Origin of the sequence: Clostridium sp. DFI.1.208 (assembly GCF_024463855.1) — a bacterium.
Lineage (GTDB): Bacteria > Bacillota_I > Bacilli_A > Erysipelotrichales > Erysipelotrichaceae > Clostridium_AQ.
This window is the reverse complement of record NZ_JANGCA010000018.1, coordinates 28,855-49,531: the sequence shown is the minus strand read 5'-3', so window position 1 is coordinate 49,531 and position 20,677 is coordinate 28,855. Positions and strand designations below refer to the sequence as shown.

At 37.2% G+C, this 20,677-nt stretch carries 21 protein-coding genes and 1 tRNA gene; 16 read left to right on the top strand and 6 right to left on the bottom strand.

From position 1 onward, the window contains the following. Positions 1–467: 467 nt before the first annotated feature. Together NE665_RS10970 and NE665_RS10965 are read left to right on the top strand one after the other, a co-directional pair. Positions 468–851: a hypothetical protein gene (locus NE665_RS10970; RefSeq protein WP_117444146.1), complete on the top strand. Its 384-nt coding sequence runs from the start codon at positions 468–470 to the stop codon at positions 849–851. Between the two features lie 200 nt (positions 852–1,051). Continuing rightward, positions 1,052–1,444, top strand: coding sequence for a hypothetical protein (locus NE665_RS10965; RefSeq protein WP_220431407.1), 393 nt, complete (start codon positions 1,052–1,054; stop codon positions 1,442–1,444). A 322-nt stretch (positions 1,445–1,766) separates the two neighbouring features. Here the strand turns inward: NE665_RS10965 and NE665_RS10960 are convergent, their stop codons facing one another. After that, positions 1,767–2,087, bottom strand: a complete 321-nt coding sequence (locus NE665_RS10960; protein WP_117444148.1) for a helix-turn-helix transcriptional regulator — start codon at positions 2,085–2,087, stop codon at positions 1,767–1,769. 150 nt (positions 2,088–2,237) lie between these two features. Between NE665_RS10960 and NE665_RS10955 the strand changes: the two genes are divergently transcribed. The 3 genes from NE665_RS10955 (at position 2,238) to NE665_RS10945 (ending at position 4,834) form a co-directional block, all read left to right on the top strand. Beyond that, positions 2,238–2,789: a hypothetical protein gene (locus NE665_RS10955; RefSeq protein WP_117444149.1), complete on the top strand. Its 552-nt coding sequence runs from the start codon at positions 2,238–2,240 to the stop codon at positions 2,787–2,789. A gap of 13 nt (positions 2,790–2,802) precedes the next feature. Further along, entirely contained in the window at positions 2,803–4,290 is a 1,488-nt protein-coding gene (locus tag NE665_RS10950) for a hypothetical protein (protein ID WP_117444150.1), read from the top strand. A 205-nt stretch (positions 4,291–4,495) separates the two neighbouring features. Then, positions 4,496–4,834 carry a hypothetical protein gene (locus NE665_RS10945; protein WP_117444151.1) on the top strand — a complete coding sequence of 113 codons (339 nt, stop codon included), beginning with the start codon at positions 4,496–4,498 and terminating at the stop codon, positions 4,832–4,834. Between the two features lie 50 nt (positions 4,835–4,884). Here the strand turns inward: NE665_RS10945 and NE665_RS10940 are convergent, their stop codons facing one another. Beyond that, complete coding sequence (locus NE665_RS10940; protein WP_117444152.1) at positions 4,885–5,424, bottom strand: hypothetical protein; 540 nt, start codon at positions 5,422–5,424, stop codon at positions 4,885–4,887. A 378-nt stretch (positions 5,425–5,802) separates the two neighbouring features. On the opposite strand from NE665_RS10940, the gene NE665_RS10935 reads away from it, so the two are divergent. The 5 genes from NE665_RS10935 (at position 5,803) to NE665_RS10915 (ending at position 11,852) form a co-directional block, all read left to right on the top strand. Continuing rightward, complete coding sequence (locus NE665_RS10935) at positions 5,803–6,201, top strand: hypothetical protein (protein WP_117444153.1); 399 nt, start codon at positions 5,803–5,805, stop codon at positions 6,199–6,201. A 92-nt stretch (positions 6,202–6,293) separates the two neighbouring features. Next, positions 6,294–8,036, top strand: coding sequence for a DUF927 domain-containing protein (locus NE665_RS10930; protein WP_117444154.1), 1,743 nt, complete (start codon positions 6,294–6,296; stop codon positions 8,034–8,036). A gap of 180 nt (positions 8,037–8,216) precedes the next feature. Continuing rightward, positions 8,217–8,549 (top strand): hypothetical protein, encoded by a 333-nt coding sequence (locus NE665_RS10925; protein ID WP_117444155.1) that lies wholly within the window; start codon positions 8,217–8,219, stop codon positions 8,547–8,549. Continuing rightward, positions 8,536–10,236 carry a recombinase family protein gene (locus NE665_RS10920; protein WP_117444156.1) on the top strand — a complete coding sequence of 567 codons (1,701 nt, stop codon included), beginning with the start codon at positions 8,536–8,538 and terminating at the stop codon, positions 10,234–10,236. Before NE665_RS10925 ends, NE665_RS10920 begins: the two co-directional genes overlap by 14 nt. A gap of 587 nt (positions 10,237–10,823) precedes the next feature. Beyond that, entirely contained in the window at positions 10,824–11,852 is a 1,029-nt protein-coding gene (locus tag NE665_RS10915) for an RNA-guided endonuclease TnpB family protein (protein WP_117444157.1), read from the top strand. Between the two features lie 183 nt (positions 11,853–12,035). Here the strand turns inward: NE665_RS10915 and NE665_RS10910 are convergent, their stop codons facing one another. Both NE665_RS10910 and NE665_RS10905 read right to left on the bottom strand, forming a co-directional pair. After that, the gene (locus NE665_RS10910; RefSeq protein ID WP_117444158.1) at positions 12,036–12,428 is read right to left on the bottom strand and encodes an Rrf2 family transcriptional regulator; all 393 of its coding nucleotides are present in this window, start codon (positions 12,426–12,428) and stop codon (positions 12,036–12,038) included. Next, positions 12,425–12,838, bottom strand: coding sequence for an Rrf2 family transcriptional regulator (locus NE665_RS10905; protein WP_117444159.1), 414 nt, complete (start codon positions 12,836–12,838; stop codon positions 12,425–12,427). Before NE665_RS10905 ends, NE665_RS10910 begins: the two co-directional genes overlap by 4 nt. Before the next feature lie 274 nt (positions 12,839–13,112). Here NE665_RS10905 and cysK point away from each other — a divergent pair, with 274 nt between their 5' ends. Beyond that, on the top strand, positions 13,113–14,039 hold the full coding sequence (cysK, locus tag NE665_RS10900; protein WP_117444160.1) for a cysteine synthase A: 927 nt from the start codon (positions 13,113–13,115) through the stop codon (positions 14,037–14,039). A gap of 328 nt (positions 14,040–14,367) precedes the next feature. On the opposite strand, the gene NE665_RS10895 is transcribed toward cysK, so the two are convergent. Beyond that, positions 14,368–14,458: transfer RNA gene (locus NE665_RS10895), tRNA-Ser, on the bottom strand. A 367-nt stretch (positions 14,459–14,825) separates the two neighbouring features. Here NE665_RS10895 and NE665_RS10890 point away from each other — a divergent pair. The 3 genes from NE665_RS10890 (at position 14,826) to NE665_RS10880 (ending at position 16,816) form a co-directional block, all read left to right on the top strand. Continuing rightward, positions 14,826–15,296, top strand: a complete 471-nt coding sequence (locus NE665_RS10890) for a hypothetical protein (RefSeq protein ID WP_117444161.1) — start codon at positions 14,826–14,828, stop codon at positions 15,294–15,296. A 70-nt stretch (positions 15,297–15,366) separates the two neighbouring features. Continuing rightward, positions 15,367–16,002 carry an HAD family hydrolase gene (locus NE665_RS10885; RefSeq protein WP_117444162.1) on the top strand — a complete coding sequence of 212 codons (636 nt, stop codon included), beginning with the start codon at positions 15,367–15,369 and terminating at the stop codon, positions 16,000–16,002. A gap of 40 nt (positions 16,003–16,042) precedes the next feature. After that, positions 16,043–16,816, top strand: coding sequence for a DUF2812 domain-containing protein (locus NE665_RS10880; protein WP_117444163.1), 774 nt, complete (start codon positions 16,043–16,045; stop codon positions 16,814–16,816). A gap of 58 nt (positions 16,817–16,874) precedes the next feature. Here the strand turns inward: NE665_RS10880 and NE665_RS10875 are convergent, their stop codons facing one another. Then, positions 16,875–17,087 carry a zinc ribbon domain-containing protein gene (locus NE665_RS10875; protein WP_117444164.1) on the bottom strand — a complete coding sequence of 71 codons (213 nt, stop codon included), beginning with the start codon at positions 17,085–17,087 and terminating at the stop codon, positions 16,875–16,877. 224 nt (positions 17,088–17,311) lie between these two features. Here NE665_RS10875 and NE665_RS10870 point away from each other — a divergent pair, with 224 nt between their 5' ends. Next, positions 17,312–17,725: a hypothetical protein gene (locus NE665_RS10870; protein ID WP_117444165.1), complete on the top strand. Its 414-nt coding sequence runs from the start codon at positions 17,312–17,314 to the stop codon at positions 17,723–17,725. A gap of 984 nt (positions 17,726–18,709) precedes the next feature. Next, entirely contained in the window at positions 18,710–20,668 is a 1,959-nt protein-coding gene (locus tag NE665_RS10865; protein ID WP_117444166.1) for a PTS sugar transporter subunit IIA, read from the top strand. Positions 20,669–20,677 lie beyond the last annotated feature (9 nt).

Here is a 20,677-nt window from a genome sequence, read left to right as displayed (position 1 = left end):
GCTAGGCCGGTGCATACCGGCTTTTATAATGGCGATTCATGGCGAAAATATGACGAAAATTTTGTAAAAAGTTATAAAAAAAGGTATTTAGCAATGGTGCAGCAGTATACGAATATATGCGATGTTTAAAGGCTTTTTAAATGAAAATGGTACAATGTTATTCGCTTTTTTTCATTTCCCCTCATCTGCTCCAATAAAAAACACGTAAACTCATGTAAAAGTGAGTTTTTTATATGTAAAGGCATTTAACGTATGCATTCTAAGAGGAAACTACGTTGAATGCCTTTTTTTCATGTCCTACCAACGAGGATTTTTAGCATTCATGTTTTTTAGATTTCATGCTAAGTGAATTTCACATGTGTTTAAAAAGTACATGATTTACAGTTACCACAGACACCACAAAAAGAAAGGGGGTGATGCTGGGCATTTGTTAGGTTGCACCAATTAAAAGAAAGGAGGTGAAAATAATGCTTGAGCCTAAAATATACGTACGTTGCGATGTTCTTGAAGTTGGCAAACAAGATATACAGGTATTTGATAATAAGGATGAATATGATGATTTCGAAGGAGCTTTCTCATTAACATATACAACAGAGAAAACAGATAAGTACTTCAAGCTGAATCTTAACTTTGAACTCAGATTTAAAAATCAGTATGATGTTTCTAAAATCCTTGTAAAACTCCCCTATTCGTTTACTTACACATTGAAGAAATACAAGGAGTATGGTTTGGAATCTATAAAAATCAGCGCATTAAATGAAATTGCGTCGGAAATCAGTGAATACTACGGATTCTATTTAATGTTGCTATTCCAATGCAAAGTAAAGTCAAAAGTAAAGGAGATGAGTTGATGCAGAATTACAAGCTAATTTATCAAGGTCTGAAATTGGCGGTTGACTTTTTTTATCAATATAGCAAGATCAAGTCAATCAGTAGGAAAAAGTCAAAATGAAGAAGGATTTCTTCCAGATACTTGGGCTAGCGATAGGAATCACATTAATCGTAATAACAGAGATAAAAGATTTTAGTAAAACTAAAGGAGAAGGAAAAAATGAAAGCAGAAGAAGTACAGAAAGCAGTAACAGCAACTAAGACTGTTCCAATAAAGGAAAAGACTAAGGCAATCGTACCACAAGTATCACAGGCAAAAGAAACAAAATACTGCACCTTGTTACAGTCAACTAAGATTACAGATAAAGACGGGTTAGGCTATACGTATGCGTTTGAAAAAATCTACGTCAAGGAACTAGAGCGTGAAGAAGTACGCATTTGTCTGTATAAGGACATGCGGGATCGTAGTGGCAAGATTCAAAACAGAATGCTTGTAAGACCTTGTGACCTTACCGAAATGGAGTTCATTCAGTTATTTGATAAAGCAATCAAGGATAAATTATTCAGTGATGAATTTGTCAACTATCTGCGAAACATTGTCAATCAAAAATAAATCCCTTAACCAATAAATCAGTGGTTAAGGGATATTTTTTATATGTTTGATAATAAACGATACATAACTAGGGGAATTGATTCAGTAGTTCCCCTTTCCATTCAGGTAATAATTTGGCAGATGATTGATAATCTGATAGGAAAGAAGAATAACATAGACTACCTACAGAAATTCAAGGTAACATGTTCAAATAAATTCATTAGAATCGAACAGAGTAGTACGAAACCTAAATACGAGAATACATTTGAATTTCATACGGTAAGTGTGGGAATGGCTGATTCTGAACAGATGTACACCATTTGGGTAATGAACGATAAATGCGCTAATCTTTTGGCAAAGCATTCAATAAGTCTTTGACAAGGGATTTATTTTTTCTGTTCAGCAATCGATAGTATTTTAATACATCAATTTCATCCTTATTTTGAGGTGATAAAGAATTGATTGAGTTTAAGTTAAAGCAAGAAGTGATATTGACATCAAGAATTGAACATATTTTTTCCAAGGTTTCAATAGATGGCAGGGACTTCCCTGTTACATATTTTGATATGGCTTTTTGAGAAAGACCTAGTTTTTCACCTAATTCAGATTGAGTCATGTTTTTCATCTCTAAATTATCTTGGATGATTTCTCCAATATTTCTCATAGGATTGCACCCCCTTTGTTTTTAAATTATAGAATAAATGGTAGTGCGATGTTGAAATAAACTCTTAGATGTAGTAATATAATTGTATAAACTACTGTGTGTAGTATTCTGCAAATATAACTACATTAAGGTATGGAAAAGGAGAGAAAAATGGAGAAAAGCAAGAAAAATGAGGATATGATATTCAAGGACATTAAATCGTTACAACCTGTTGTAGATGTAATCAATGAAGCATCAAAAACACTTGGAGACCCTACAAGGACGATTAAAGATAGTCCTTTGATTGATGTTCTTTCAAACGCTTTGGGTGCAGGTAGTGGAGCTGGAGTTTCATTTCTCGCATTATACGGTTTAGGTATAACAGGATTGTCAGCAGCTGGTATTACTACAGCACTAGCAACTGCTGGTTCAATCGTTGGCGGTGGAATGGCTGCTGGTGTGTTAGTTCTAGGTGCGTTGCCTGTGGCTGGAGTTGCTTTAACGGGCGGATTAATAGCAAAAAACATAAAACGCAAGCAATTAAGAGAAATTAAAAAAGATTTGTATGATGAGGCAGAAGATAGATTGAAGAAAATTGAAGTAGAATTAGCAAAAGCAGAGAATAACTCTGAAACAAGTGAAGATAGGCTAAACTTATTAAAATCATTAAAAATCACTTTAGGTAAGATACTTGTCGATCTTCAACATGATTTGATGATGTAAAAAGGAGAAGAAGATGAAAAAAATATTAGCTTTATTATTATGCTTTGGTATTACATATACTATAAGCAATGGTAGTGCGATTCATGCAACAGGAAATGAGGAATCAACAGACACAGTTACTGTAGAAAACAATTCAGAAAACATAAATGAAAAAAATGATGTACCTGTAGAAAACTCAACAATAGAAGATAAAGTTCTAACTAATTTAACTGCTGAAAATATAGAAGTTATAAATAATTATACAGAATATATTGAAATGAGTAAAAGTTATAGTTCAGCATATGATGACTATAAAGATTATGGTATCTTGTATCAACAATACACAGGAATTACTACATTGCCTTACCTTGATTTTTCATTAAAAATTGATGGGGTAAACACAGAAGATTATGAAATAGAGAACAAGATAAAAAATAATCCTGCAAATGAAAAAAACTTTATAAATACTGCTCAAGAATTTGAAATTTTAGCAGATGTAATTATAACTAATAAAAACGGTGAAAGCGTAACAATAGAAAAACCTGTAAAATCAAAAGTAGTTAAAGTTGAAGGTAAAGTAATTAATCGTAAAGCACATGCAATAGCAGACCTTGTTGTTCATTATAATGATAATGTTTTAGATTCGATATTTAATAATTCTGTACAATATAACTTACAGGTTGAAATGATGGATGGTACAGTGAAAAAAGTAAAAGCTCTTGCTAATCAAGGGATAATTGTTAACAAACCTGATGGTACATTTTATGGAGAGCAAGGAGGTGTCTATGATTTAAAATACATCATCGAAGATGCTACTGATCCTTTTGGTTATAACACAATTCTTCAAGGTTATTTCATTGATGATAATAACAATATCGTTGATCGTCAGGGAAAAGTGATAATCCCATTTGACAAAAGAGAAATCAAAGAATATAAGTCAACAAATACAGAAATCAAACTTAATGCTAAAGTTGGAACAATTCCAGATAGTGCAGTCTTAGAGTCAACACAAAGAACCGATTTAAACTTAGATAAGGAATATGTCGCATATGATATGAATTTATTATGCAATGACGAATATATCCAACCTGTAGGTAGTGTAGATTTAACGATCGCAATCCCTAAAAATCTTTTAAATAAAGATTTAGGTGTTTACTATATGGATGATAAAGGAAATTTAGAAGAACTTGAAAGTGTAGTAAATGGCGATTCAATTTCATTTACTACAACTCATTTCTCAACGTATGTAGTAATGGAAAAGACGGAATCTAGTAAACCATCAGATGATGATAAGAAACCAACTAAACCAACTACACCAAATACTGACGATAAGAAACCATCAACACCGAATACTAATGGCAATAAAGAAACACCATCAACTGACAAAAAAGAAACAATCAAGAATACAAGTGATGTTGCAACAGGTGATTCAACAAATACTTTACCATTTGTAATATTATCATTAAGTACATTATTAGTAATGGGAGTTGTGATTCGTAAAAAAGTAAAACATGTTAAGTAATCGTTTGTAGAATAAAATTAATAGAGTCAAAGCCGAAAAAAGGCTTTGGCTCTATTTTTGCATTGTAAGAAAATTTTGTTAGGAAACGACCAATTAGTCATAGAATAATTGATTAGCGATTTTAAACACGAATACGTTGCTTATAGATATAGTTTTCTAAGTTCCTATGTTCCGTAAACAAAAAATGAAAGGAAGTGATACGATTATGGAAATCACAGATAAAAACAGACAGGAAGTCGTCACTAGCCTTGTCGCTAGAGGTTACGACAAATTAAAACTACATGTTGAAACACATTTAAAAATCAACGATACTGAATACCCTAAGAATAGCGATTGGGGAACAGATAAAAATTATGGAGTAAAACTCTTTTTAATAAAAACCGTCAAAGAGTGCGTGGAAGTCAAACAAGCGTTTAATCTAATGGAAGAATGCCCAGAATGTGAGGAGGTAATCATTGAAGATGATAAAAGAGTCTCCCTTTTTGTGTTGTACCTTACAGGAGATGAATCAGGAGTGTGTCTTTACTTTGTAGAAAGTCTATAGTAAAAAAATGTGGTATTCGTGGTTAGCACACAGATACCATATTTTTTTTGCTAATCTTTTTGCTCATGCTCTTTGTTCAATTTGTTATCAATACGAATTAGTACATTTATAATATCTTTATAATCAACTTCTGTTTCATTTCCATCATTGTCTTGTATAAAATGTGATGGGTCGTAAAATGCTTTGAAAAATAATTTTTGATTGTCGAATCTAACATCGAAAATATCTTTGTAAAAATATCTTTCAAGAGTCCTAAAAAGATCCATAACACTACCGTCGCAATGGATGGCAAATTCCCTCACTTCTAATACACTTCCTTTTGCCTTTTTAAAAGCGTTTTCTACAATGCGAAATCGTGCTTCATCAGTAAGCACAGTATAAAAACCATCTTGCTTTTCAATCGTTCCTTTTTTTATTTTTGATAATTTTCCTTGTGTTAGAGATGAATCATTTGGATATTTTTTGTTATATTCTTCGACAATCTCATTTTCGGTTTTGAATCCTTTTTTCTTAGGGTTCGTGTTTCTTTCATTAACCATAAAAATTATTCTTTTCAATCTTTCTGCTTCTAGCCTGTTTTTCGCACTCATACAGAAAACACCTCTTTCTTTTTGCTAAAATATTCCTTAAAAGTGAATATTTTGTTTGATAGGATATAATCATAATACCAATGAAAATAGGCTTTTTCAAGTGTTTTCTTTCAAATGCAGAGCAAAGATAAAGGAATACTCCTAAAGGTTTACTTTAGCGAATATTCGGATTAAACTATAGACGTGCTAAGGTGAGTACATACTTGCTGAGGTTACAAAAGCATTAAATGTATGTAAAGGTGGGATTACATACATTGTTTTCTAGAAAGCAGTATGAAATTTGTGGAAGATGTGGGGATTCTTTACTTCACAACTGACACTACATAATGTGGGAATTATGGTAGACGTACTACATGCACCACAAGAAAGGACGAAAAAATGAACAAAGTAAATTTTTTGGATCAAGTAGTTCCAAGTTACACAGGCAACACTCTAGAAGCAGGTGTCTACTTTGCTACAATCAAAAATGTAGAACCCATCAATGTTGATAAGATTAAAGTAACATTTGATCTTGTACTTGATGATGATAGTACATACACCCTCTCTCTTAAAACAAATCTGACTCCTAAGCATTCTTGGGACATGATTAACAGACTGGCACAAGCGTGCAGAACTCGCAAACTTAAGGAGTTCATCGGATGTCAGGTCTGGGTAAGTGTTGTAATCAACGAGCAGTCAGATTACATCCGCTTTGAAAACGTACAAGATGTTCAGTACGCTGACCCAGCGGAAGAATTTAACTATGATTTAACGGAAAAAGGTTACTTCATAGTTTGATACATGTGGAAAATGTGGGATTGTCCTTTGAGGTCATGAACTCTTAGGACGATCCCGCAAATCCCACAAATTGAAAGTGAAGGTAATGAAAAATGGATGAAAAAGAACCGTTTAAGTTAGAAAATAAATATGTATGGATACTAAACGAATTAAATGAGTACGTAATTCTTTGCAGAGAAATCAACATTGTCTATCGTTTAAATGTAATTGAAGATAATACATGGAACCTAAATCTAAGTTTCAGAGATCCAGTCAACGCATTAAAAGAAAAAGTGATAACAGAGTCACAGTTATCAAAATCATCATTATTGCTGTTAGCGGATATTGGTTTAGATATAAATGAGATTAATGCAAAGTCAGTCCTAGAATACTTGCTTTGGGCAAAAACTGATAATACCATCCCAGTTCATTACGCTCATAAGCACCTTGGTTGGTATTACAAAGATGGTGAGCGTACAAATACCTATTTACTCAACGAAGTAATTGGAAAAGATATACAGTCTACTTACATAGGAGAATATAATCTAAAATCTAAGGGAAATGTTGGTGACTACATTACATTCATAAAAAAAGAATTAGAATGTAATGCTTACCTACAGTTAGCATTAACTTTAGGTCTTACTGCTCCAGTGCTTGGAATCTTAGCCGAAAGCATTGATGCTGAAAATCTGTTCATCAACCTAAGTGGTAATTCGAGTACTGGAAAATCAAGTGCTTTAATGCTTGCCATGTCCCCTTGGGGTAAGTGTACGGTGTCTAGTGGAAATGGTTCTCTTGTAAAATCATGGAGTTCTACGGAAAATGCTTTACTAAAAACAATTTCTTCAAGTGGGATACAAGGATTTCCAATAGCATTTGATGAAGCAGGCACGAACAACATTAAGAACATGAACACTATGATTTATAAGTTCTGTAGTGGTGTTGATAAGGCTAGATTAAATAGAGATAGTCTGTTACAGAAGAATGAAACATTTCGTACTGTCTTACTAAGCTCTGGAGAAATTCGGATATTAGATCAAATGAAAGAAAAGACTGTGGGAAGTACGGTGATTCGTTTAACTGAGTTTAATGATTTCCCATGGACTGATTCAGCTGAACAATCAAACAGAATCAAAAAATTCTTAACACGGAACTATGGTACGTTTGGTAAGTTGTTCATTGAGGAATTGATTCAATATGATGAAGATGACATTATTGACTACTGGAATGATTATACAGATGAACTTATTCCTAAACTCAAACCATATGTGAAGCATTTTTCAGATAGAATCGCATCTAAGTTTGCAATTTTCCTTGTAACATTCGATATTTTGAAAAATACTCTTGATGTTGAATGGGATACTGAAAACATTGTAAACCTATTGATTGAGAGTGCTAAGGACAAGCAAAACGAAATCAAATTAGCAGAGAATGCCTACGATTTAATTATGGATTTTGTATCAGAGAATATATCCCATTTCTATGCGTATAAGGGTTCTTCTTACAGTCCTAATAATAGAATCGAGAAGAACTATTCTACAACGATCTGGGGAAAATACAATGATGTTGATATAACATTCTCACGTAAGCAGTTCGACCGTCTATTAACTAGCAATGGCTTTAAGAATCCTAAGATGGTGTTAATGAAATTAAAGGAAAAAGGTGCGTTGATAGTTGAACATGATGGTGAACGTAACAACTTCTACAATAGAAGAACTGTAGGCACATCAGATAAAATCCCAGTTGTCGTAATCAAAAAGGATGTAGTCTTTGATGATGAGAAAACTGTGGTAAGTGAGGACATAAAGAAGAATAAAGTGGAACTTGTGGATAATGAAGATTTATTTGAAGAATAATAGCTAGCGTTTTAGCGGGATTTACGGGAGCAGTGACTCTGTGATTGTTCGTCAATCATCCAGTAAGGATGATAAGATGATTGAAAAAATACACATTACCACCGCTCCTCATTATCGTTTTAAACATAGTCTTCAAGCATTTAATATAAATATGTAGAAGTAAGAAAGGAATAAAAAATCATGTTGAAATTAACTGAATTAAAGAACTGGACTCACTTAAAAACTGAGGTAAATGTCGGTACCACAAATTCCAAGGAAATTGTAGAGTATCTTTTCATGGAACCAAGTGAACCAGTATTGTCGGAAATACAAAAACTTCCACCATTGAAAGGTGAAGTTTCATTCCGACAGGCTCTGTTTACACGTAAACGATTAAAAGAAACAAAAGGACAATCCTTAGTGATTTCTAAGTTCCATTGGATGTTGGATGGGATGACAGTTACAGATGAGTGTTTAAAACAATTTGTTCATTTTTTAATACGACTAAGGAGTGAGAGTTATGAAAAAGAGTAATGAATTACCTAAATCAATTATATATAGTAGATATTCGTCAACTAATCAGCGTGAAGAAAGTATAGATTCTCAAATTCGTATAATTAATACGTTCGCAAAATCAAAATATAATATTATCAAAACTTATATAGATTCTGCACAAAGTGCTACCACAGATAACAGAGAAAGTTTTCAGCAAATGATTAATGATGTAAAGAGTGGTAATCTCCCGGATGTTAAATTTCTCTTAGTAAGCAAACGAGATCGTTTTGCAAGAAATCGTTATGATATGGCTTATTATAAGAATATCCTTGCTAAAGCTGGAATCAGTATAGTTTCAGCTACAGAACATCTGGATGATTCTCCAGAGAGTGTAATTCTTGAAAGTGTTTTGGATGGAATGTCAGAGTACTACAGTTTGAATTTGGGCAGAGAATGTATAAAGGGCTTAAAAGAAAACGCTTATACATGCCGTACTACAGGTTCTACTCCACCATTAGGATTGAAAGTGAATAAAGATACACTAAAATTTGAGATTGACGAACCTAATGCAGATGCGATTAGATTGTTATTCAAAAGATTCGTTGAAGATGGTTGGAGTTATCAATTAATTTGTGATGAATTAAATGCCAAAGGTTTTCGCACAACTCGTGGCAATCTATTCAATTCAAAAAGTACTCTCATCGACTATCTTAATAATGAAAAATATGTAGGCAGGCTTACTTATTTGAAAAGCAAGAAAGATCCATTGACAGGAAAACGTACATGCAAAAGGAATTATAATAGAGATGAGATTATCGTTGTGGAAAATGCTATTCCAGCAATCATAGATGAAGAAACTTTCAACAGAGCACAAGAAATTTTGAAATATCGAAAAAGAAATGCTTCTTCTTTTAGAACCACAAATAAAATGAATATGCTGGTTGGCAAAGTAATTTGCGGCAAATGCGGGTCCCACATGAATATAAACACTAGGAAGTCAGGCAAAAATAAGGAATATTATTCTACTTACCGTTGTAGTGCAAAGAAGGAAAAAATGGCTAAACGGTGTGATAATAGAGAACTTTCTGCGACCCATCTAGAACGCTATGTAATATCTCAACTAATGTTTTACTTGAAACAAGACACTATAGTAGACAGAATCACCGATATGCTGAATGAAGTTTTAGAACATGAATTTGATTCACACGATAGTGAGATTTCACAAGTCAATCAACAGTTAATGAATGTTGATGTTAAAATTAAAAATACGACAAATGCTATTGCAGAAGGTGGTGTTTCATTACCATCACTTGTTGAGAGCCTAAGAGCATTAGAAGATGATAAAGCGATGTTGAAAAAACGATTGCATGAAATTAATTCGGCTGTCCCAGTTTTTAAAAAAATTGATAGGAATGAAGTTCTTGAATTAATAGAGAAAGCCAAAGAATATATGCTGTCAGAAAATGATGAATTAATACGGTCAGTGATTAACTTGTTCATTGAAAAAATAAACGTAGGTGAGAATGGAGTGGAGATAATTTACTATCTTCACCCTTTTTCATATATATCTCATGAACTTTGGAAAACGTATGTTACAAGACAGGAATTAATAAGTTACAAAGGCTTTTCACCAAAAATCATGAAAGGAAGATGGAGCAGAAAGGCAATCATTAGTTTAAGTGAAAGTAAGCCAACGCTTGCTAGATTAATCTCCCTTGTAGCATGATTTCAGCATAGATGACATGAAAGAAACATGAGTTTTTGTGGTGATTGTGGTCTTTGCTTTAGCTAACATGAATTATTGTGATTTCTAAAACACCCACCTCATCTGCTCCATAGAACGCTAAAAGCCGAGAAACATCGGCTTTTTTTTCGCTTTCTGAAAGTTGGCCAACATCTTGACCAACAAATTTCAGGAGCAGATGAGGGAACCCGATTGCGCCATGGCAGGCTTTCAGCTACATGCATAACCGGCTGTGTATATAAACGCCGAACCACGATCGGTATGCTGTATGGCATGTTATCCACAAGCGTGCGACCCTACCCACGATTGAATCGCGCTATTGGTAGGGAAGGGAGGCACACAAATAAGCGACTGGACCGATCAAGAGGATCATTGCTTAAATGGGGGAGTCTGTACGGCGATTTAGGGTTTGCAATTATATTGAATATCGGATAATTATTTAATTTTTTATAAGAAAACTATTTAAGGTTAATTCGTACTGTTTTTAGCCTTATATAGGTTTTTTTTATTATAATTTAGGAGTTTCTGAAATTTTAATCGTATGTATATAGTGAAAGGAGGAAAACTGCATGTATCTTACAATCAAATTACCTCTGCACGCATCGCATGAAGAGAAGCAGATACTTCGCGCATACAGCAGGTGCTTTCAGAATGAAATTGAGCGCATTATCAGACGATATCAAAACATGGGCAGTGTAATCTTTATACCATATAAATGGGTCAGCTCAGCTATTGCATTTGATTCAAAAACACAGGTACTTCACTACGCAAAGACTTTATACGAAGAGCGAAGTCTGCAGCATAAGGCGATATATCCCAGCAGCTTTTCCTGTATGGCGAAATCTATGCGAGTTGAGAGATATTCCCTCGTATTCATGTTTGGACAAAGCTTCCTTGTACCTAAGCTTCGTATCCAAACAAAGATACATGAACAGCAATGGAATCGTTTAAACAGCGGAGATCTTGTGAAAGCGGATATCAAAGAAATACATGAAGATTTTTTCGTTTATCTTCTAATCAGTGTCCGTACACCGCATATTTCTGTAAGCTTAAAAGAGGAAAGGAAAATGGGAGTTGACATCGGTATGCGATGTCCTGCAGTTTGTTATACCTGTGATGGCGTAATTCGATTTGTCGGCAACGGAAGAGAAATCCGTTATCACACAAGAAGAATCAGAAAAAGAGCAGATGAATTTATAAAAAGAACGCAGGGTACAAAAAAACAGCTGCGCCATCGTTTGAATGACTACAAGCGCTATATCGATCATCGTCTTTCACGTGAGATTGTAGATTTTGCTGTTGAACAGAACATTCAGATAATATGTCTGGAAAAGCTGTACCATTTGCAAAAAAAGTTTTCACATCACGAACAGGTTTGCTGGTCCTATCAACGTCTCCAGCAATTTATCGCTTATAAAGCGAAGCTTGCAGGGATACATATTCGCTATGTGAATCCAAGACTAACCAGCAAGCGATGTCCCTCCTGTGGAAAAATCAATAACGTGAAAGGAAGATCCTATAGTTGTCGCTGTGGATTTCATCATCATCGCGATGTTGTCGGTGCCATGAATATTCTTCATGCACCTGAGATTCTCTGATTGAGAGTCTGCCCTGAATACCATTGGTACTGTTCAGGGATTGGTGAGGACGCACCTGAGTCTGCATGGCAGCTTCATAAAGAAACGTCCAGGGACTTGAATCTCATGTGCTGTTTACACAGTACGAAACCTCCATCCTCATGACGGATGGAGGTTTTAAAAAGAGAAGCCAAATGCTTCTCCTTAAGATAATGATAATTCCGCAATCGTCAGCTCAGAGAGATATGCCTTCAGATTGTCATCGATTAAAGACCAAACCTCCCGCATCAGCATCCTCTTCATCGGATCTTGTTCATCCTGTCTGTTGACAATGCTTGTATTGCTTTCCATCAACTCGATGATATCATAAATCGTGATACTTTCAATCGGACGGATCAGCTGATATCCCCCCTGACTTCCGCGTGCGCTAGTGATGAATCCGGCTTTTTTCAAGGTTGCGAAAATTAGTTCCAGATACCGCTCAGAAATCTCTTCCCGTGTACCGATTTCTGCTATAGATAAGGGGTGATCCTTACCATATATCGCAAGATCAATCAGACATCTTGCCGCATATCGTGATTTCGTTGACAGCTTCACGCATTCACCTCATTTCTGTAAATATCAGTTAAATATTTCAAAGTCCGATTCTCGAGAACCTTATAGATTTGTTCCTGCATTCCCATCCATACCGGCTGTGTCCGACAGATGCCGGAACGTGTGCAGGTATGGGAAAGGCATACAACGGGATCCAGTTTTTCCTCAACTGCTAGGATAATATCCTTTGCTGTAATTTCATCAGGATTTTTTGCAATCTGATAGCCGCCTTCCTTCCCGCGAATACTTGTCAAAAGTTGTGCTTTTTTTAATTGTTTGAAAATCTGCTCCAGATATTTCACAGAGCAGTTTCTAGCATCTGCTATATCACGGATACTGACACAGGTTTCATTTCTGGAGGCCAGCTCAATCATGGCTTCCAACGCATATATGCCTTTTGTAGAAATTTTCATGATCAATCTCTCCTATCAACTCTTATCTTATATTTTAGATGATATATATCAAAAAGACAAGCATATCATACAAAAATTATAGGAATATTCAAATCACATGCATTGACAAGCGGAAGAAATTGGCATATAATCCCAGTAAAATGATAGGAGATGGGCGCGTGAAACCGAAAATTCATATAGTAGATAAGTTTCATCATACGACACGATGTTGTTTCTTCAACTTAATTTATAGAACAGTAAAGGATACGCATTAAGATAAAAGGAGAATAAATACATGGAGAAAATATACAACAGCATTACCGAATTGATTGGCAACACGCCATTGATCAGGATTCATCGTTTAAACAAAGAGGGGAAAGCCGAAATTCTGGTAAAAACAGAATATTTCAATCCGGGTGGCAGCGTAAAGGATCGCATTGCATATCAAATGATTCAGGAGGCTAAAAGGACAGGGAAGCTCAATGAAAGCACTGTGTTGATTGAGCCGACAAGTGGGAATACCGGAATCGGATTGGCGATGACTGCGGCTGCGCTTGGCATACGTTTGATAATCGTCCTTCCAGAAACGATGAGCATCGAGCGTAGAAAACTAATTCGCGGCTATGGTGCTGAGCTTGTACTAACAGAGGGAAGCAAGGGAATGAAGGGGGCGATTGCCAAAGCTGAAGAGCTGCACAAACAGATACCGAATTCCATCATCCTTCAACAGTTTGAAAATGAGAATAACCCGAAAGCGCATTACCTTCATACCGGGGAGGAAATCTGGAGAGATACAGGAGGTAGACTTGATGTATTCGTCGCAGGTGTTGGGACTGGTGGCACGATTAGTGGAGCTGCAGCTTTCCTAAAGAAACAGAATGCGGATATTCATATCGTAGCTGTGGAGCCTGAAAACTCGCCGGTATTATCCGGTGGAACGGCAGGTCCTCATAAAATTCAGGGAATCGGCGCAGGCTTTATACCAAAAAATTATCATGGAGAGCTCGTAGATGAAATTCTGCAGGTAAAGGATGATGCGGCAGTTTCCACAGCCAAAGGACTGGCACAGAAGGAAGGAATCGCAGTCGGCATATCCAGCGGTGCAGCTATGTATGCAGCGATGCAGCTTGCGCAACGGGATGTGTTTGCGGGAAAAAGAATTGTTGTTTTACTTCCTGATACTGCAGAGCGTTATCTTTCTACCGCACTTTTTGAAGACTAAGGAAGCAGAGATAAATAGAATACTATCCTCTATTTTTAGGAAATATATAAATAAGGAAGCTGTGATATTGATCAGTTGCTAAAATGATCAACCATTCTGCTTCCTTTTTAGCATGCGAAGTAATAATAGCAGGCTGCAATGTATGCATTCATCAAAGCGATTTCCTGATGATGCTATGTTTCTGGTGCATGCAAGCGGCCTACTTTTCGTTAGATCGAGGATATGTAGGACCCCTGCGAAGAACGCTTGATTACAGGATTACCATTATATTCTCTCCGACGATTCGTAAATGAAAAAAACATCGCAATCGCGATGTTTCAATTTTAAATGGCGGAGTAGGAGAGATTTGAACTCTCGCGCCAGTTTCCCGACCTATACCCTTAGCAGGGGCACCTCTTCAGCCTCTTGAGTACTACTCCAGCTCTGATTAGCAGTAAGTGAATAAATCCACTTTATTTCACTGCCATAAAAGTATATCATAATCGTTTTTAAAAGTCCATACCTATTTTCAAATTTATGTATTCTCCAGGAGTGGCATAAGGAAGTACGAATGATATAAAAATCCGTGAGAGAGACCATAAGCCTCCTGTTTCCTGCAATCCACCTAGGGCTTTCTATAATGCAAATCCGTTACATTACAATATATACAGCCGACTTGTGGGAATAGAAACATTGCATAACATACTAGAAAAGCATCATTTCATAAAAAAATGAAAAAAGTATAATCAAAATTTAGGAATTCTTACTCCTTTCTTCGTATATAAGGGTATAAGGAGGTAATCGGATATGTATCGAACTATCAAAGTAAGACTTAAAGCAACAAAAGCACAGAAGGAGCATCTGCTTGCATACGAGGAGGTATATCACACTGACTTAGAATCTCTGATACAACAGCTGCACAAGCATCCATCCAGCATTCGATTCGCAGATTTACATTTTTCCGAAGCGATTGAGGTACACAGTCGCTGGATGCTGTATCAGACTGCTTTGAAAATGTTTAACAGGCAGCAGCTGCATAAAAAGACATCCTATGGTAAATCGAGTACATGGGCACCACGTTCGTTTCAAATAAAAAGCAATCATCTAACGCTGCTGTATGGCAGACGATTTCCACACAGACAGGATACACTGCTTATGAAGCCGCTATCCACGGAGCTGCTGTCGCTGGAGGAGCATACGATTATTCGTATGGATCTTGTACATGATGAGTTTTTCTGGTATGCGAATTTTCTTATCCGGATTGCTGCGAATACGTGAAATAGTGTAGCCATTTTCTGTAAAATATGCTACGATAATTAACGGTTACAGTTTGATAGAAGAGGTTATTATGAAAACAGATGGAATTATTTTTGATGTTGACGGTACACTTTGGGATGCAACCCAAAGAATTGCCGAAGCATATACGGTTATATTGAAGCGGGAAAGGATCGCGAATAAGGTTATTACAGCAGATATGCTCGCATCTGTGATGGGGCTTTTAAATGAGGATATCGCCGCAAGACTGTTTCCTGAATTACCCTATGAAAGGCGGATGCGCCTTATTGAAGCCTGCTGTGAATTTGAATGTGAATATCTGCGAAAGCATGGCGGAAGGCTGTTCCCTCATGTTGTGGATGTTTTAAAGCAGCTGTCAGCGAAATATCCGTTGTATATTGTATCAAATTGTCAGGACGGTTATATCGAGGCGATGTTTGCCGTACATGACCTTCAGAAATATTTCAAGGATTACGAGTGCTCCGGAAGAACAGGCAAACCGAAGCAGGAAAATTTGAAATCCATAGTGGAGCGCAATCATCTACAGGCACCGGTTTACATCGGAGATACAAGGACAGATCAGACATCCTGTCAAAAGGCGGGGATACCCTTCGTCTATGCTTCCTATGGGTTTGGGGAAGCAGATAACTATGCGGCAAGTGTTGATACGTTTTCTGAGCTTGCACAACTGTTTTTGACAGAACAATAACAAACCGACAGCGATCGAGAGTAGAAATGGAGGGCACGCCATGAGTGAAGAGATAAAAGGAAAAAATACAACTCCGGAAACTGAGGTCAATCAGAATACGCCGGAAGTCGAAGATAAGGAGGAGCTGATTGCTTCTGACAGTCTGGATAAAATGATGGAAGAATTGAAAGAGGAAGCAGATGGCAAGCCACAGTCAGATTTGCAGGAAGCAGAGAAGACAGGGAGCACAGTTTCCGTAGAGAATGTAAAAAAGTATAAGCTGTTTTTCGTATCCGATATGGATGAAGAAGCAGAATATCTGCACAGCATGTCGGAAAAGGGGCTGCACTTTGTTAGTAAAAACGGTATCCAATACATATTTAAAAAGGATGCACCGAGGAATTATTATTATCACCTTGGGTATTATGAAAAAGATATTCGCGATCCGGATCAGTATGTGGAAAATTACAAAGCGGCAGGATGGGAAAACATCTATCATGAAAAGGGGGAATTTGATGGTGTCTGGAATTACTTCCGTACGGAGATAGAAGATGGCACAAGGCCGGAAATATTCAGCGATCGAATGTCAAGAATCGCTTTATATAAGCGACTTTTGACAAGCTGGAGGTCTTTGCTAACCATGCTGGCCATCTGTTCGGTATTCATACTAGGACTTCTTGCCTTTTTATGGCTGGGTGTGAATGCATCCTCTATTACGACGATAGGAATAGAGGTTTCCGGGGTAATTCTGCTTTTGATCCTTGCTGTTTTTGCTTTATATTTGCGTTTGTATCGTAAAATCGGCAGAAAGCTGGAAGAGCTTGTTAAGCATTAGTCGCATCATAAAAAAAGCTGTAACGCAATTACATCCCGTGTAATACGTTACGGCTTTTCTAATTCCCGATAAAGAAATCAAGGATATTCCATCCGGCATCCGTTTCCTGCTTATACAGCTCCGTATAGCCGCAGCGGGTGCAGGAAACCGTGATAAATTTTTTGTTCTGTACATCAAAGATTTTTGAAAAATTACCACCTGTTGCCTGAAACTGATCACTTTCATACTGCGTATTGCCGCATTTCGTGCAGACATATTGCTTCTTCTCCATAAATACGTGCCTCCTTGTTTTTCTGATTATATCATGGGGAAGTAAAAAAAGGAAGATGCCGTATATGCACAACTGACGCATTTTCAAAGGGTGAGCGTAAAAAGCTTTGCGTACCATCCTATAATCTCTTTTCAGGATAAGAAGAAATTCCAAGGTGAAATGAGCGCCATTTCCATTGCTTGTTATCAATAAAATATTGTATAATAACAGAACGAGGTGAGAACATGCTTGATTTACAAAAACATAAGGAATATTTGTGGAAGTATCTGTTGACATATGGAAAAGTCAGAAAGAAGCAGGGAGATTTTCAGCAGCTGGTATTTCCTTTTCAGGATATCGTGATGGAGGAAGGAAAGACGACAGAGGATTATCGAAGTGAGACTTTGAAGCAGCAGCTGGAGGAGTGCAGCTCGATAGAGGAGATATTTGACATGGTTTCGCTGGAATATAAGGATTATTATTTTATGGAAATCAGTTCTCTTTTACACGATGATCAGACACTGTATTCCCATCTTCTGAAAAAGACAATGGATACAGCCGGCGTCACTGATTACCTTTCTGCGCATAATTATGAGTACCTAATAAAATTCGCAGATGAGGAAACACAGCAGTATATCACAGCAAAGCTTACAAAATAAGGCGAAGGAAAGCGGCGCATACACAGCGTGACGGCTTTACCTGTGAATGGACAATGTATAGGCATCAGCAAAAGGATCAACCATATCGTTTATAGCGATATATTGGTCCTTTTTGTTCTTCCCATAACCTGTGATGATGTTTGGGAATCGGGGCATTGGACTGCTTGATTCTATAAAACTACTTTTTAAATAACAAAGATAAATCAAGACATGGAAGTATATGGATATGAGAAATAGAAGTGTGTGACTGAAAAGCAATTTTATCCGATAATGGGTCAGCTGCACCATCATGAGCTGCAAATAGATTGATAAAACCGCTTCTTGATAGCAAGTTATGTTGTGCTTACAAAGCAAGCCAGAGGCGACAAAGCCAAATAAAGAGACAATACAGCATTACATTTCCTCTGTTCCTATAAGAAAATCGAAGCGATTGTCCTGTAAGGCTCTTTCTTACTTTAAGGTGATTGTATTAAAATAGATTTCATTTCTATTAAAGAACACGATAGATTTTGATATCTCTTATTTTTTTCCAAAATCGAGTAGGAACCTCCTGTAAAGGATAAGCTTTTTTCTATCCGTATTATGGCAGGTATGCTGACAGGTATAAGGTATCATGCCTGCAATTCCCTCTACATACGAAAACCTTCATGGAAAAGGCTTTAACGCGTGCTTTATACATAGGTTTCCGCTTCAAGCTTGTCGGTTTTTTCTGTGTCCTTCCTGTGGACAAAATTAAAGTGCAGTCGAATTCAAGTCGTATTCAAGGCTGTTTTTTTGATTGAAAAAGTGAAAAAAGTCTGATGAAACAGGTGTTTTATACGTACCCTTCAAAAAGAACCAGCAATGGTGCAAATGCTGATAACGCTTTCAATTTGCACCAAGATGGTGCACAAAGCGACGTTATGAGCCATAGCAATTCTGAATTGTTTACGGTAAGATAAAGGTGCAAAAAGAAACCGCATACAACGAAGGGAGGAATCATTCGTGATTGACCGGATGACAGAGAAAACCATACGACTGCTGCTGGAACAAAAAGAACCAATCACCACGTCCGTGATTGCGAATGAAATCGGTGTTTCGAGAAGCAGCATCAAGCACAATCTGGATTATGTAAAGAAGACGTTGCAAAAGGCAGGTGTCCTATTAAATTCCATCCCTGGCAAGGGGGTCTGGCTATCTGCGGATGAGCATCAGCGCAAGGCGGTGCTACAGCTGCTGCAGGAGAACAGCGATCACTCCTCTTCTTATAATTACCGTAAGAAATATATATTGGATGTATTATTTGAATATAATTCCAGCTATACGATTCAGCTGTTTGCCGAGGAGCTGAACGTGGCACGCAATGTTATTGCGAAGGATTTGGAGGTATTGGAGCAGTGGCTACTGAAATTTGATTTGAAAATCGTAAAGAAGCGCAATATGGGAATCGGTGTAGCAGGCGGAGAGTTCAATATCCGGCAGGCGATTCTGGAGAATAATAAGGAGTTCATGAATGAAATCTATGGCAGTGAGCAGGTGCCGGAGGGAATGGATTACCGCATTTCGGAAAAGTTTTATAACTACTTTCTGGAAATGTATGACGACTTTGATATCCTGTATCTGCAGGAGCTGTTGAAGGATGTGGAGGATGAGCTGGAAATAACGTTCTCTGATACCGATTACTGGCAGCTTATGGAATACGTGGCTGTAACACTGCGCAGAGTGCGCAAGGGAAATGTCATTGTAGAAAAGAATATCATGAACAAGCTGAATGTAAACAACGATCAATACACCGCCGCAAAGAATCTCTTTGATACGGCGATCCATGGTCTGCAGGCGTATCTCGGCTTGGAAATACGATGTATGGCAGCACAATTCATCGTCTTCAGCAATCATGGACTCGATGATGAAATCAATATGGAATACTTTGATGCGATCACACGGGAATTTCTGGAGCATCTCAAGGCGATTATCGCTAATAAGCGCTTTGTCATCAGCGAAGGTCTTGTTCATGATGTGAGTCTCTTTATCCAGAAAAAGAAGGCACAGGAAACCTTCGCCATATCCAAACGCTACGATTTCCGCCAGGATATCAAGCATCGCTTTCCCAGCCTGTATGGCATTACGCTGACAACGATTGAGGAAGTGGAGTCCTGTTTGAAAATCAGCTTCACCGATGATGACATTGCCTATATTGTCATGCTGATCAACAATGCAATCGACGAATCGGATCATCCGATCAATACCGTGTTTATCTCGGCGGCGGATTTTCATACGTCCAAGTATCAGGCAAATAAAATCATGCGCAATGTTGAAAATCTGACCATCAGCAAGGTCCTGCATTATGAGGATATAAAGGAAAGCTCTATCACAAAGTTTGAATTGATTCTTACGACGGTACCGTTGGAGCTGAAAAAAAACGTCCTGCTTGTCAGTCGTGAAATCAGTGATGATGATATCGAAAAGATAAGTCGCGCCATTACCGAGAAGCAGAATGTGGAAATGGCAGATTTGGATGAAGCCTTCCATCTGTTTGATCCGAAGCTGATTTTATGTGATGTGAATGCCAAGCGCAAGGAGGATGTCATATCCAGAGGCTGTCAGCTGTTATATGAAAAGGGATATGTGAAAAAAGGCTTTGAGAAAAAGATATGGGAGCGGGAGAAGACTACACCGACCTCCATTGGAAACAGTATCGCTGTGCCACACGGCTATAAGGCTTATGTGAAGAAAAGCGGCGTTGTCGTCATGCGTTTAAAGCGCCCGATAAATTGGACATACGAGGATCGTATTGAAATTGTATTTTTAATGGCCATCGATTTCAATACACAATCTGAAGTATATAACTTTTTCCAGCAGTTCTATGCATTCATTGATGATCGATCAAATATCAAGGCCTTGAAGAATGCAAGGGATGAAATGGAAATCTGGGAGATTCTGCAGCAGAGTGGAATCACCGCATAGAAAGTGAGG

What these genes read in the sequence shown, in the direction of transcription:
- NE665_RS10970 (WP_117444146.1), top strand. Translation starts at nt 468, where the DNA reads ATGCTTGAGCCTAAAATATACGTACGTTGCGATGTTCTTGAAGTTGGC.
- NE665_RS10965 (WP_220431407.1), top strand. Translation starts at nt 1,052, where the DNA reads ATGAAAGCAGAAGAAGTACAGAAAGCAGTAACAGCAACTAAGACTGTT.
- NE665_RS10960 (WP_117444148.1), bottom strand. Translation starts at nt 2,087, where the DNA reads ATGAGAAATATTGGAGAAATCATCCAAGATAATTTAGAGATGAAAAAC.
- NE665_RS10955 (WP_117444149.1), top strand. Translation starts at nt 2,238, where the DNA reads ATGGAGAAAAGCAAGAAAAATGAGGATATGATATTCAAGGACATTAAA.
- NE665_RS10950 (WP_117444150.1), top strand. Translation starts at nt 2,803, where the DNA reads ATGAAAAAAATATTAGCTTTATTATTATGCTTTGGTATTACATATACT.
- NE665_RS10945 (WP_117444151.1), top strand. Translation starts at nt 4,496, where the DNA reads ATGGAAATCACAGATAAAAACAGACAGGAAGTCGTCACTAGCCTTGTC.
- NE665_RS10940 (WP_117444152.1), bottom strand. Translation starts at nt 5,424, where the DNA reads ATGAGTGCGAAAAACAGGCTAGAAGCAGAAAGATTGAAAAGAATAATT.
- NE665_RS10935 (WP_117444153.1), top strand. Translation starts at nt 5,803, where the DNA reads ATGAACAAAGTAAATTTTTTGGATCAAGTAGTTCCAAGTTACACAGGC.
- NE665_RS10930 (WP_117444154.1), top strand. Translation starts at nt 6,294, where the DNA reads ATGGATGAAAAAGAACCGTTTAAGTTAGAAAATAAATATGTATGGATA.
- NE665_RS10925 (WP_117444155.1), top strand. Translation starts at nt 8,217, where the DNA reads ATGTTGAAATTAACTGAATTAAAGAACTGGACTCACTTAAAAACTGAG.
- NE665_RS10920 (WP_117444156.1), top strand. Translation starts at nt 8,536, where the DNA reads ATGAAAAAGAGTAATGAATTACCTAAATCAATTATATATAGTAGATAT.
- NE665_RS10915 (WP_117444157.1), top strand. Translation starts at nt 10,824, where the DNA reads ATGTATCTTACAATCAAATTACCTCTGCACGCATCGCATGAAGAGAAG.
- NE665_RS10905 (WP_117444159.1), bottom strand. Translation starts at nt 12,838, where the DNA reads ATGAAAATTTCTACAAAAGGCATATATGCGTTGGAAGCCATGATTGAG.
- cysK (WP_117444160.1), top strand. Translation starts at nt 13,113, where the DNA reads ATGGAGAAAATATACAACAGCATTACCGAATTGATTGGCAACACGCCA.
- NE665_RS10890 (WP_117444161.1), top strand. Translation starts at nt 14,826, where the DNA reads ATGTATCGAACTATCAAAGTAAGACTTAAAGCAACAAAAGCACAGAAG.
- NE665_RS10885 (WP_117444162.1), top strand. Translation starts at nt 15,367, where the DNA reads ATGAAAACAGATGGAATTATTTTTGATGTTGACGGTACACTTTGGGAT.
- NE665_RS10880 (WP_117444163.1), top strand. Translation starts at nt 16,043, where the DNA reads ATGAGTGAAGAGATAAAAGGAAAAAATACAACTCCGGAAACTGAGGTC.
- NE665_RS10875 (WP_117444164.1), bottom strand. Translation starts at nt 17,087, where the DNA reads ATGGAGAAGAAGCAATATGTCTGCACGAAATGCGGCAATACGCAGTAT.
- NE665_RS10870 (WP_117444165.1), top strand. Translation starts at nt 17,312, where the DNA reads ATGCTTGATTTACAAAAACATAAGGAATATTTGTGGAAGTATCTGTTG.